This is a genomic window from Paenibacillus sp. EC2-1 (genome assembly GCF_049311625.1).
Taxonomy (GTDB): Bacteria; Bacillota; Bacilli; order Paenibacillales; family Paenibacillaceae; genus Paenibacillus_AQ.
Genome location: NZ_CP186006.1, coordinates 3,863,639 through 3,876,913 on the forward strand (window position 1 = coordinate 3,863,639; position 13,275 = coordinate 3,876,913).

The window sequence follows — 13,275 nt, forward strand, 5'->3', positions numbered from 1 at the left end:
TAAAGATTTATCCATTATCCATCCAATTAGCCATCTATTACTCTACCCCAATCAAGTTAGGAGTGTTACATCATGTCTATACAACCAAATGAAACTTATATTCTGTCCTTACTCAAGGAGTTATTGGATACACCTAGCCCAACCGGATATACCCATCATATTATGAAACGAATTGAGCAAGAAGCAGCTAGTCTTGGCGTTAATCTGACGTGGAATGAAAAAGGTGGAGCGATCTTGAGCGTTTCAGGCCAAGACGAAAGCCACACCATCGGATTAAGTGGTCATGTGGATACGCTCGGCTCCATGGTCCGTGCCATTAAATCGGAAGGCACACTGCGTCTAACAAGAGTCGGCGGATTCATGATGAATAGCATTGAGAATGAGTACTGCGTGATCCATACACGTAGTGGAAAAACATATACAGGCACGATTCTTTCCACCCACCCTTCCGTCCATGTGTATAGCGATGCACGGACGTTTGATCGAGAAGAACATCATATGGAAGTTCGTATAGACGAACTTGTTGAAACGGCAGAAGATGTCAAGAAGCTAGGTATTTCTGTCGGCGACTATGTATCGTTTAATGCTCGTGCTGAATTAACACCTAGCGGTTATATTAAGTCACGCCATCTTGATGATAAAGCAAGTATTGCTGCGCTCTTTGGTCTGCTTGAATCGATGAAACGGGAACATTGGAAGCCGCGTTGTAATGTGAAGATCCTAATTTCGAACTACGAGGAAGTAGGTCATGGCGCTGCATATATCCCTGAAGATATTAAAGAATTGATCGCAGTCGATATGGGGTGTATTGGAGATGACTTAAGCTGTAAGGAAACGGATGTATCGATCTGTGCTAAAGATTCATCAGGGCCATATGATTATGACATGACAGGTCGTCTCATTGAATTAGCTGAAGCTGAAGGAATTCCATATGCAGTTGATGTGTATCCACACTATGGTTCTGACGCTTCTGCTGCTTTATCAGCCGGAAGCAATATCCGAGCAGCGCTCATCGGTCCTGGTGTTCACGCTTCCCACGCTATGGAAAGAACACACAAGCAAGCTGTTCTGAATACAACCAAGTTACTCGCAGCTTATGTGAAATAAAGTATAACAATGCAAAAAAGCAGGGTATCTCGAAGGTCCAACAACCTTCAGACGCCCTGCTTTTATTAATGATAAGCGATCATTCTTCGTGGCTTAACCTTTACTCTGTTCAATTCTTTCAGCCAGTTCATTCAGATAAGTCCAGCGATCCATCAAACGTTCAAGTTCTACTTCGGTGGCTTGAAGCTCATTCATGAGCTCCTGAAGACGTGAGGCATCACTTGCTGCGCTCTCCATCTCAGACTGAATCCGTACCATCTTCTCCTCGGCAGCTTCGATCATTCCATCAATCTGTTCATACTCTCGTTGCTCGTTATAACTGAACTTGACCTTCTCCCGTGGTGCTTCTTTTGCTGGAGTTGATACTTGCTCAGCGCTTGCTTCTGAACTTTCACTCTTCTTGGATGAAGATGTGACCCCGCCACTAACATTTCGGGACATCCACTCTGCGTATTCACTGTAAGAGCCGACGTGTACGCGAATTTGACCATCACCTTCAAAAGCCATGATCTTATCTACCGTCCGATCCAGGAAAAACCTGTCATGAGATACAACAATGACAACGCCTGGAAACTCATCGAGATACTGTTCCAGCACCGACAAAGTCTGAATATCCAAATCATTGGTCGGCTCATCTAATAGCAGAACATTGGGTGCGCTCATCAATACTCGCAGCAAATATAATCTACGTTTTTCTCCCCCAGACAGCTTAGAAATTGGGGTCCACTGGAGCGCAGGTGGAAACAAGAAACGCTCTAACATCTGCCCAGCTGTAATGGATGAACCGTCCGCAGTACGCACTACTTCTGCTTCATCTTTAATATATTCAATAACACGTTGATTACCATCCATATCCTGATGTTCTTGCGTGAAATAACCTAGCTTAACCGTTGGTCCTGTAAGCACTTCACCACCATCAGCCTCTAGGTTACCTGCGATCAGGTTCAGGAGTGTCGATTTACCGCTGCCGTTAGGCCCTACAATACCAATTCGATCTTCTGGAACGGCTATATAAGAAAGATCCTCAATCAGTACTTTCTCTCCCATCCGTTTATGAAGATGCTCTATCTCTAGTATTTTCTTACCTAAGCGCGTAGATGCTACTGATACATCGATCTCAGCAGATGAATGAACGAGCTCTTGATCTTTCAATGCTTCAAAGCGTTCAATTCTAGCCTTTTGCTTTGTCGTGCGGGCTTTAGCCCCTCTACGCATCCAAGCCAGTTCACTACGAAACAGATTCTGACGTTTCTGCTCTGCCGCAGCTTCTCTCTCTTCACGATCCGCTTTAAGTTCAAGAAATCTGCTATAGTTCGCTTCATACCTGAATAGTCGTCCATGATCCAATTCCAGCATAACATTGGCTACTCGATCAAGAAAATATCGATCATGGGTAATCATGAGAAGCGCACCACGTCGTTTCTGTAGATATTGCTCTAACCAAGCGACAGACTCATTATCAATATGGTTTGTCGGCTCATCGAGAATAAGCAAGTCCGATGGCTGAATCAGAGCAGCTGCAAGTGCTACCCGTTTCCGTTGTCCACCAGAGAGGGAACCCATTTTGTCCTCATAATTGTTAATGCCCAGTTTAGATAGAATTGTCTTAGCATCACTTTCTAACTGCCATGCCTGAAGCGTGTCCATACTTTGATTAAGCTTGAGCAGTTTTTCCTGAAGCTCTTTATGTTCGGGATTGATCTCCAGCAATTCCATCGTTTCAGTATAGTCACGAACAAGCTTCATTTCGGGTAGATCACCTGAAAATACTTGCTGCAACACAGTGTTATCCGGGTCAAAATCAGGATTTTGAGCCATATACTGAATCCTAATCCGGTTACCTACTGAGATCTTACCGGAATCGGGCGGTTCAATGCCTGCAATAACCTTCAAAAAAGTAGACTTACCCGTTCCGTTTACTCCAATTACACCAATCTTGTCTTGATCCTCCATGCCGAAAGAAGCGTTCTGAAACAATATTTTATCGCCATAGCTCTTGGCCAATTGCTCAACTGTCATAATATTCATCGATATATTCCCTACTTATATATGAATTTGATAAAAACAGGATAGCTTATCAAGCAAGTTTTCCCGGAACCTCATCATATCATGGCCGAGGTCGACTGTCGAAACCCATCCTTCACTATAATAATCCTGCTACCATCCAAGCAACAAGGCCGCCAATTAGTGAACTGATCAAATTTACTGCATCATTAGTCATCCAGCTCCAGCCACCGGAGCGCTCCGTGCGTGTATCACAATGAGAATGAACTTCTACTGATTTTCCGCAGACAACACATCGATACATTTTTTGTACCGTTGCACCCATCCATGAGTCAGAGAAAGCTCCTGCTAATCCTCCAATAAGACCCGCTAGTACATACGCAATAAAACTTGGATCGAAACCAGACCAAAGACCAAATAGCCAAGCTCCAGCTCCAATCATAGCTCCCCCTATAGCTGCCGCGGTAGAACCAAGCCAAGATACACCACCGGACGTTCCAGCAGGAAGCGGTCTGCCATTTAAGATCGATCTTGGAGGCTTGCGACTCAGACTTCCACATTCTGTAGCCCAAGTGTCCGCAGTAACTGTTGCCATCACGCCAATAAACAATAGCTTCCATATATCATGCGGATAAATAAAATGGAGGAGACACAACACCATACCTAAGCCACCATTAGCGAATACTTGTCCCGCATCCCGGTTGCCTGTTTTCGCATAAGACTTCTCTAAATCCTGTTTGCTTCCTTGACGGTATTTAGATAATGTTGTAGACGTAATGAAAAAAAGAAGCAGGGTTCCAAACCAAAACAGGTCCCCAGCTCCATAATAAATCGTCCCCATGAGAACAGCCGCTGCCGCTCCCGACAGGGTCAAGGATTGTTTGCGATACGCCGCTCCCGCTACGATCAGTGCACCTACAGCCCCAATCAGCCAGTTCAACACTTAACCACCTCTGTCTTCTTTTGAATCTCTATCCGATTTCACAGCGACCAAGTCGCACATCACCCCAGAACAGCTCAAATACATCTCCGCTCTCGGCTGGCCCTACGCCTGCTGGTGTACCTGTAAAGATTAAGTCTCCCTTGCCCAGACCGTAGTGCTTACCAATGTAATCGATGATATTTTGAAGAGAAAATAACATGTCCTTCGCATTGCCACGCTGTACCTCTTCCCCATTTTTAAGTACTGTAAAATCCGTAAGAAGTAAAGCATCATTTCCCGGGAAACTAATGTATGGAGTCAAAGGCGCTGAATTCTTAAATCCTTTAGCTGCAGTCCATGGATGTCCTTTCTCTTTAATGACCGTTTGTACATCCCTTAACGTGAAATCAATGCCAAGAGCCATCGTCTCGATCAGCTCATCTACGTTCATACCAGGGATATAATCCTTAGCCAACTGAATGACAAGTTCGCCTTCAAAGTGTACAACTCCCCGTCCCTTAGGTAGTTGTAACTTGGCGCCATCAAGCGGAACAACCGCATGAGATGGTTTCATAAATATCATGGGTTCATCCGGAACCGCATTCCCTAATTCAGCCGCGTGAAGCCGGTAATTACGACCAACACAATAAACGTTGTTCACTAAAGCACACATTTTAAAACCATCCTCTCCATTTTTTGCGCCAGAACGGAATCCGTGGTGCAATTTCGTCTAAAAATAATTCACCCCACATATCAGGACGATTGGTGCATATCATGATCTCTGGGTTCATCTTAGCTAGAGCAGCCATACTACGTTTATCATCTACAGTCCATGCCATAGGTGTAATCCCATTTCTAATCAACTCGGCTGCAAACGGTGCATCAAGATGAGAATATCCGATGGATAGGAAGGTACAACCCATTGTTTTAAGTCGCGATAGCAGATCTCTTGGATGTGCGTCTATGATAAGGCCTACCTTTACCTCTGGATCTATTTCCTTGGCTCGAAGAAGCGCCTTCGATTCAAATGATGTAAGTACAACATCAGACGTCATATGATGTGCATGAATTCGCTCCAGTACAGCTTCTTCCAACCCGGGATACATATTCCCACTCGTCTTAAGTTCGATATTCAGCTTTAGGCGACCTTTTACAAGCTGTAGCACTTCATCTAATGAGGGTACCTGTTCTCCTTGGAATTCCCGACCCTTCCAAATCCCTGCATCCAATCTGCGTATTTCCTGCCAAGTTAGATCTTTTACTTTCCCTTTGCCACTCGTTGTCCGATCCACACTAAAATCGTGAATAACAACAGGCACACCATCTCTCGTCAGCTGAACATCAATCTCCATCCAGTGTACAAAAGGTTCTTCCATGGCAAGTCTGAAGGCAGCATTTGTATTCTCAGGCGCTTTAGAAGAAAATCCACGGTGAGCCACACATAGATTGTTCATGATAGGACCTCCTCCGCCACTATTTTACATAATTGCAGATATACTAGGAACATATAAAGAGGTACCTATCCCCTCCTGTTCCTTCAATGAAAAATGATAAAAAAGCAAAAATGCAATGACAATAATAAGCCCCAAATTAAGGAAAGTCCATACACGTAATTGCTTTGTCTGTTTGGCCTTCATTTGAGTTTTTTTACGCTCTGTACGTGATGAGTACATCATTCACCCCTATTTCCCTCGCATATGCGGCTTTCCATGTGCTCCTTTCATTATAACAATTTACATCAGCAAGTAGAAACCACATCAAATTTTCTAAACAACAAAAATATACGAGAAATATTATACAAAATGAACCCTCCGACATAGCCGGAGGGTTGTGATGATTCTATTGATCGCTACCTTGTCTCCAGCGAGTAATGACACAATCACTCAATGTCTCCATATAGAGGGGATCGCTATTCAATGACTCAATACGTTCTAATCGCATGTCCATCTCTTTAGCCACAGCCTTAGCTTCAATATCCAAGTCATATAACACTTCTAGATGATCCGAAACAAAGCCAACAGGAGCTACCAGCACATCTTCCACTTGTTCCTTACTTAGTTCCTGAAGCGTTTCCAGAATGTCGGGTCCAAGCCAAGGCTCATGAGTCCGCCCTGCGCTTTGCCAAGTGAACTGCCATTTGCTTACATTAGCAAGCTCGGCAACAGCTTTTGACGTCTCTAGCAGCTGATCTTGGTATGGATCACCCATCGACAAAATCCGCTCAGGCAAGCTATGCGCACTAAATAATACGCGAACATCCTCACGAAGCGCACCAGCTTCAATGAATTGATCTAGCTTAGCACTCACACGTTTCGCTAGTGCTTCAATCAGTAATGGATGCAGATGATAGCTTTCTACAAAGGATATGTCTAGACCTAATTCCTCCGCCTTTGCTTGAGCACGTTTCACATAAGTACCAACACTCATGACCGAGTAGTGTGGTGCAAGAACAATACCGATTGCCTGTTTGATTCCATCCTTCACCATCTGCTCTACACCATCTTCAATGAGTGGAGCCGCATGCTTTAGACCTTGATAGCATACAAACTCTACACTCTCCGAGCGCTTGTCACGGTTAAGTGTATCTTGCAGCGTTCTGACTTGATGGTCTGTGTTCTCCCGAAGTGGAAACACACCACCCACGATCGCCTCATACCGGTCAGTCAGCTCCTTGAGCTGCTCCTCGGAAGGCTTGTTTCCACGCCGAATATGTGTGTAGTATTCCTCAATACCTTCCATACTTTCAGGTGTTCCATAAGACATCACCAATACACCAATCTTATTACTCATCCCAATCACCTCTGCTATTAAGAGTATTCTATATCATCATTTACCCGCTTTATGGTCGGGCACCTGCTTTAAGAGCTTCTTCTGAATATTCATGAATATAAGCGGTTAGTTCACGAAGCTTGTCCAGTGATGCTTCGGGGAATAAGCCATGCCCTAAATTGAATATATAACCTGGCTCCTGAATACCTTCATCGATAATTTCTTTGGCATATTGTTTAATAACTTCTATAGGTGCTGTCAGTACCGTAGGATCCAAATTACCTTGAACCGCAAATTTACCGTTAAGTCGCTTACGTCCTTGAGGAATGGATACTCTCCAATCCAATCCGATGACATCTGCCTGCAGATCTTTCAATGTTGGAAGCAATTCTCCCGAGCTTACACCAGGGAAATAAATTTTGGGTACATTCAAATCCTGAAGTTCGGCAAAAATACGGGTAACGGTTGGAAGTACGTAGATCTGAAAGTCACGAGGAGAAAGTGCACCCACCCAGCTATCGAATAACTGAAACGCCTTCCCTCCGTTAGAGATATGTGCACGCAAATATGCAATGACCATATCACCGAGTTTATCCATTAAGGAGAACCATACTTTAGGTTCACTGTACATCATTTCTTTCGTACGCAAGTAATTCTTGGATGGTCGGCCTTCAATTAAATAGCTAGCAATCGTAAATGGAGCACCAGCAAATGTAATTAAGGGAACTTCTAGTTCGCGATCTAGGATGCGAATCGTCTCAAGCACATGTCCAAGATCACCCTCAACATCAATAGGTCTAAGCTTCTCTACATCTGCACTACTTCGAATTGGATTATCAATGACAGGGCCGATATTCTTCACAATATCAAAATCTACGCCAATGGATGCGACAGGATTCATAATATCTGAATATAAAATAGCAGCATCTACACCAAGCTTACGAACAGGCATCAGCGTTACTTCTGCGGCGAGTTCAGGCTGCTGGCAAATTTCTAGAAGTGAATACTTCTCCTTAATCTTGCGGTATTCCGGATCATAGCGGCCAGCCTGCCGCATATACCATACGGGAATATGATTCACTTCCTGCTTTCGACAGGCTCGAATAAACTGATCGTTGTAAGTCATGTCTATGCCCCCATTAATGTATATAAAGTTACCTAGAATACATTATGCCCTACTTAAAAGTCAGTAACAACTATCACACCAGGGGATTACATGAAGAACAAATGACAATACTATGACATTGTTGCCTTTTGGAATAAAACTTATATGTTATACTGAAAGAACGGCTTTTTTCGAAGACTACATAATCTCGGTTGCATCTGAGATGGACAGCTTAGAAAGGAAGTGAAGGGCACATTGAAAACTTGGAAAATAAACCTCATTGTGCTTTGGTTCGGACAATTTCTAGTTAATGCGGGAATGACTATGATTACTCCCTTCCTGACATTGTATTTAGCTCAGGATTTGAACGTAGTGGGAGAGCATGAAATCGGGGTATGGGCAGGACTGATCTTCGCTGCCAACTTCTTGACTTCATTTATATTTCAGCCAATCTGGGGGAAAGTCGCGGATAAATACGGCCGTAAACTTATGCTTCTCCGATCAGGATTCGGCATGGCCCTCGTTATTGCATGTATGGGCTTTGCAACACATCCTTGGCATCTGCTTGTACTTAGGCTCTTGAATGGTACAATCTCAGGCTTTAATCCGGCTGCAATTTCGCTCGTGTCTGGTACAACACCAAAGAACCGAATGGGCTTTTCCATGGGGATTATGCAATCTGGACAAGTTGCTGGAACCATTCTGGGTCCGTTAATTGGCGGTTTGATGGCTGATTGGGTTGGGTTCCGCCCGATATTTTACATTACAGGTACACTTATCTTTATTGCTTCCTTGCTTGCGTTGTTTCTCGTTAAAGAGAAGTTCAATCGTGAAGAAGCACTTCAGACTCCTCAGGTATCGGTTCTGGCTGGTCTGAAAGAGCTCAGTCATACTCCGCAGCTACCTGCGCTGTTCGCTGTTACATTTCTACTTCAATTCGCTATGATCAGTCCGATGTCTCTTCTCCCTCTTTACGTGCAGAAGCTTCACGGGTCAAGTGTAGACATTGCACTATGGTCTGGATTTGTAATAGCCGTCACGGGGTTATCAAATATGATCGCCTCTCCGATTCTTGGCAAACTTAGTGATAAGGTCGGAGCTCATCGCATTCTGACGTATGCCTTGATTGGAACAGGTCTATCGCTCATTCCACAAGCATTCGTTCAATCGGTGTGGCAGCTTATTATTGTTCGTTTTATGATGGGTGTATTTATGGGGGGGCTTCTCCCAAGTGTAAATGCGCTTATAAGATCCTATACACCCGACGGTATGGAGAGCCGTTCCTTCGGCTTTAATACAAGTGCGTTAGCTCTGGGTAATATGCTTGGAGCGATCATTGGCGGATTTTTATCCGGATTCATCGGTATTGAAGGACTCTTCCTGGTTTCCGGAAGCCTCCTCATGATCAATATGATCTGGGTCAAAACAAAGCTGTATTCCAACAAGCCCACACCAAATTTCAGGTAATGTTAATATAGAATACGAATAAACACAAAACCCAGAAACAATCAGATTTCCGAACCGTGGAGGAATCTGATGTTTCTGGGTTTTTCATTCCAAGTCATTCTAGTATCTAACCTTTTTTTTCTTATCTACGTTAACCACCGTATCATCCTCAATCACGTTAAACTGCTGATCCTTATTGTGAAACCAATATGCAGGAGTATCCGTTACATGTCGAATACGCAGTTGAAACTCTTTTCTAGGCAATTGTTTTGATTGAATAATTAGCATGTTACCGTCTACTGTGATGTTCTCAGGTGCGATAGGAACCTCGCCCTTATTCGTTAAGATCATAAGACTACCCGGAAGCTTCGCAGAGGCCTCATCAATTCGCTTCTGAAAAGAAATAATTACTTCTTTACGATGTGGACGTGTTACGGTGATCGGTCTAGGTGGTTCATCGTACATATACTTTCCGAGATGGTATTCATATGCTGTCCACGTTTTGAACCCCATATCTTGTGCTACTTCACCCAGTCTGTGATACCATTGTCGATCCTTCACCATATCGGGATTTGAACCAATATCAACTTGAATACCTAAGGGAATATTCGGATGAACGGCGCGGATCTGATCTACAAAACTCTGATAATCTTGAATATATGTCGGTGGTAGTTCCATCTCTGGTTTCGTCCAGTCTGGCCAGTGGGTTTGAAGAATATGAATGTCCGGTCGAACAGAGGAGATCATCTCTGCGGCGTCTAGTCCTTGAAGCTCCCTCAGCTTGTCAACAGAATCATCACCTGCGATCGCAAGCGACCAAGTGGCTACACTTATATTTTTCCTGACATCTCGTATACCATCATTCCCATTGATCACTTCATTCAAAAAATGATTTACCGCGTTTACCCGAAACTGGACCCACTTCTGATACAGCTCTTTATTCGTAAGATAGTAATCTGGATGCGCAGCATCCGTGAAATTCGGAATGGAATCTACACCATACTGCTCTTGAAATGCTGCCTTGGCAAGCGGTCCAACATCACCATACGCCCCGGTCTCCATTCCGTCCCACTCTGGAAAATAAGGCTCCGCGATCTCGATACCATCAAAGGGTATATCTGTTACCAGATTCGCAAGCTTCTGCTTCTTCCATTCTACATAACTTGTACTATGTGGAGAAAAGCGGTAATATCCATCATTCACAGGCTTTAATAGTTCCATCTGCCAGCTAGGCCATTCCGAAGGGAAGCCCTCCACTGAATAAGAACCATTGCCTAACACAAGAGCCCAGACGAACAACCCTCGTTTCCTTAATACCTCAACAAGCTCACGGTCCACGTTATTCTCGTTAACAACAAAATACCGAACCGTTGTATATCCATTACGTACAAACTCATCGGCAATACTCTCAGGCGATCGATCTTGGTAATACTTTAAGCTGGGATCGAACTGAATACTTGGGCCTGACAAACCTGATTTCTTGCGTTCATCTTCATGACTCTTCTCAGCGTATGCAGCAGCGATTGTCAGAATTACGACGAGAAGACATATGATAAGTATACCTATTCCCAACTCGCGGATATGTTTGAAATTACGGGAGTTGTACAGTGTTAGTCTCCCCTCTCACTGTATGATTGCTAGGAATATATAAAGGTGGGACCTTCTTTCCTAAGCTCTTACCACTCTATGTGTTAGTTAACCCATATTCGGCGCCTCTTACACCCTAAGCGTATGAAATCTGCAATAAGTACGAATAAACCAAAGAATACATATCAAAAATGCCAGCCAAGCTTCCCTTGGATGGCATTTTCATATTACTTTCATCTTCAGCGCATAGCTGCGACCGAGCTCACACGCTTCCTTTTACTTTACACGCGCCAAGATAAGCCCATCATAAGCTGGCAGAAGCGTGCTTGTAAGTCTTTCGTCAGAAGCAATTCGCTCATTGAAATGTCTTACTGCTTGTACAGAAGGTCCGTTCTTCTCCGTATTCAGCGTCCGGCCACGTAAGAAGCAGTTATCTCCTGCGATGATCGCTCCAGGATTCGCAAGCTCAATCGCATAATCGAGATAGACAGGGTAATTCTCTTTATCTGCATCAATAAAAAAGAAATCAAAGCGTCTGCCTTCCTGTTTGAGCAGGGCCAAGTTGTCAGCTGCTGGGCCAATGCGGTATTCCACCTTATCCCCGAATCCTGATTTTTTCAAGTGTGATCCAGCAAGTGCTGCATATTCCTCTTTTAGCTCGAGTGAAGTCAATCTACCTTCCTCGCCTAAACCACGGCAAAGACAAATACCGCTATATCCACCCAGAGCCCCGATCTCGAGTATTTCCCTAGCCCCAGCTGTCTGAACCAACAAGGTCAATAAACGCCCATAGGCAGGTGCTACAGACACTTCAGGCATTCCCCGCTCCTTAATGGCTTGTTTCACATGCAGCAATTCCTCATCTTCTAGATATAATTGGTTAACATAATCATCAGGGGTGATATTCAAAGAGATTTCCTCCTTCAAGTCATACATAGATAATGTCCATTAGAACAGATTCCAACGAATCCTATCATATGATAATTGTCTTGCCTTGTACAATCGCCTATACTATATAGATTGACCGGCGGTGCTATTGCGCCGTACACATCGTAAATGGAGTTGACTTCGTTAATGCCTCGATTACAATTAATCGCTACCGCCCCTATGGGACTAGAAGCTGTAGTAGCACGCGAATTGAAAGAACTAGGATATACGGACACAGAAGTGGAGAACGGAAGAGTAACCTTTTCCGGTGATCTCATCGATATTTGCCGCTGTAACTTGTGGCTTCGTACATCGGACCGTATCCTTGTCAAAATGGGCGAATTTAACGCCCTCACATTTGACGAACTGTTTGAAGGTACCAAAGCTCTTCCTTGGGAAGACTGGATCCCTGCAAACGGCGAATTCCCTGTTGAGGGACGTTCTCACAAATCTCAATTAAGCAGCGTACCTGCCTGCCAAGGAATTGTGAAAAAAGCGATCGTCGAAAAGTTGAAACTTTCCCATCATACGGAATGGTTCCCTGAGAATGGTCCACGTTATGTCGTGGAAGTGTCTCTTCTTAAGGACCGAGCGATCTTAACGCTCGATACAACTGGTCCAGCGCTGCATAAGCGTGGATACCGCAAGCTGATCACAGAAGCACCGATTAAGGAAACGATGGCTGCAGCTCTTATTCAACTGAGTCGCTGGGGTCCACATCGTCCTCTGTATGACCCTTGCTGCGGGTCAGGTACGTTTCTCATTGAAGCAGCTATGATTGCTTGGAATATCGCTCCAGGTCTGCGTCGTTCATTCCCATCAGAGCATTGGGACATTATCGGCAGTGAACGCTGGGCAGATGCTCGTGATGAAGCTTTTGATGCGGTAACAGATGATATCCCACTTCAACTTGTGGGCAGCGATATCGACCCGAAAGCGATTGAAGTGGCTAAAGCTGCTGCTAAAAGCGCAGGACTGGCTGGCGTGATCGATTTCCGTGTACTTCCGGCTTCGAAGGCACTTCCAGAGGGTGAGTATGGTTGTCTCATCACTAATCCCCCGTATGGTGAACGTCTAAGTGAGAAGGAAGAAGTGGAACGTCTTATCCGACAGATTGGTGGAATGGCCAAGCGGCTTCCAACATGGTCATTTTTTGCGATTACTCCGACAAAACAGTTCGAGCATTATTTTGGCCGTAAAGCCGACAAGCGTCGTAAACTGTTCAACGGACGTATTGAATGCCAGTATCTTCAATTTCTCGGACCGCTTCCACCCCGTCCTCGTCCAGCAGAATAATCTAACCTAATCTAACATTTTAAGCCGCCGCCAAGGCGGCTTTCTTTCTTCACATCTAGGTTTGAAACGGTGTTTTATCGTTATATAATAAGTAGACTCGTCAGAAATAGGC

11 protein-coding genes are annotated in these 13,275 nt (G+C 44.3%); 3 read left to right on the top strand and 8 right to left on the bottom strand.

The window, feature by feature from the left end; translation table 11 throughout:
• The first annotated feature begins 72 nt into the window (after window positions 1-72).
• A complete protein-coding gene (locus ACK8P5_RS18215; protein ID WP_422657674.1) occupies window positions 73-1,107 on the top strand; it encodes a M42 family metallopeptidase in 1,035 nt (344 codons plus the stop codon).
• Between the two features lie 93 nt (window positions 1,108-1,200).
• Here ACK8P5_RS18215 and ACK8P5_RS18220 read toward each other — a convergent pair whose 3' ends face one another.
• The 6 genes from ACK8P5_RS18220 to hemE form a co-directional block, all read right to left on the bottom strand.
• A complete protein-coding gene (locus ACK8P5_RS18220; RefSeq protein WP_422657675.1) occupies window positions 1,201-3,135 on the bottom strand; it encodes an ABC-F family ATP-binding cassette domain-containing protein in 1,935 nt (644 codons plus the stop codon).
• Between the two features lie 115 nt (window positions 3,136-3,250).
• On the bottom strand, window positions 3,251-4,051 hold the full coding sequence (locus tag ACK8P5_RS18225) for a DUF92 domain-containing protein (RefSeq protein WP_422657676.1): 801 nt from the start codon (window positions 4,049-4,051) through the stop codon (window positions 3,251-3,253).
• Window positions 4,052-4,082: 31 nt separating this feature from the next.
• Window positions 4,083-4,706: a fumarylacetoacetate hydrolase family protein gene (locus tag ACK8P5_RS18230; protein WP_422657677.1), complete on the bottom strand. Its 624-nt coding sequence runs from the start codon at window positions 4,704-4,706 to the stop codon at window positions 4,083-4,085.
• A 1-nt stretch (window position 4,707) separates the two neighbouring features.
• Window positions 4,708-5,487 carry a glycerophosphodiester phosphodiesterase gene (locus ACK8P5_RS18235; RefSeq protein ID WP_422657678.1) on the bottom strand — a complete coding sequence of 260 codons (780 nt, stop codon included), beginning with the start codon at window positions 5,485-5,487 and terminating at the stop codon, window positions 4,708-4,710.
• A gap of 385 nt (window positions 5,488-5,872) precedes the next feature.
• Window positions 5,873-6,823 carry a ferrochelatase gene (hemH, locus tag ACK8P5_RS18240; protein ID WP_422657679.1) on the bottom strand — a complete coding sequence of 317 codons (951 nt, stop codon included), beginning with the start codon at window positions 6,821-6,823 and terminating at the stop codon, window positions 5,873-5,875.
• Window positions 6,824-6,872: 49 nt separating this feature from the next.
• On the bottom strand, window positions 6,873-7,928 hold the full coding sequence (gene hemE, locus ACK8P5_RS18245; RefSeq protein WP_422657680.1) for a uroporphyrinogen decarboxylase: 1,056 nt from the start codon (window positions 7,926-7,928) through the stop codon (window positions 6,873-6,875).
• Window positions 7,929-8,162: 234 nt separating this feature from the next.
• On the opposite strand from hemE, the gene ACK8P5_RS18250 reads away from it, so the two are divergent.
• Window positions 8,163-9,374, top strand: coding sequence for an MFS transporter (locus ACK8P5_RS18250; protein ID WP_422657681.1), 1,212 nt, complete (start codon window positions 8,163-8,165; stop codon window positions 9,372-9,374).
• Window positions 9,375-9,473: 99 nt separating this feature from the next.
• Here ACK8P5_RS18250 and ACK8P5_RS18255 read toward each other — a convergent pair whose 3' ends face one another.
• The gene (locus ACK8P5_RS18255) at window positions 9,474-10,925 is read right to left on the bottom strand and encodes an N-acyl-D-glucosamine 2-epimerase (RefSeq protein WP_422657682.1); all 1,452 of its coding nucleotides are present in this window, start codon (window positions 10,923-10,925) and stop codon (window positions 9,474-9,476) included.
• A 291-nt stretch (window positions 10,926-11,216) separates the two neighbouring features.
• Window positions 11,217-11,876: an O-methyltransferase gene (locus ACK8P5_RS18260; RefSeq protein ID WP_422657683.1), complete on the bottom strand. Its 660-nt coding sequence runs from the start codon at window positions 11,874-11,876 to the stop codon at window positions 11,217-11,219.
• Between the two features lie 138 nt (window positions 11,877-12,014).
• Here ACK8P5_RS18260 and ACK8P5_RS18265 point away from each other — a divergent pair, with 138 nt between their 5' ends.
• Complete coding sequence (locus tag ACK8P5_RS18265) at window positions 12,015-13,163, top strand: THUMP domain-containing class I SAM-dependent RNA methyltransferase (protein ID WP_422657684.1); 1,149 nt, start codon at window positions 12,015-12,017, stop codon at window positions 13,161-13,163.
• Window positions 13,164-13,275 lie beyond the last annotated feature (112 nt).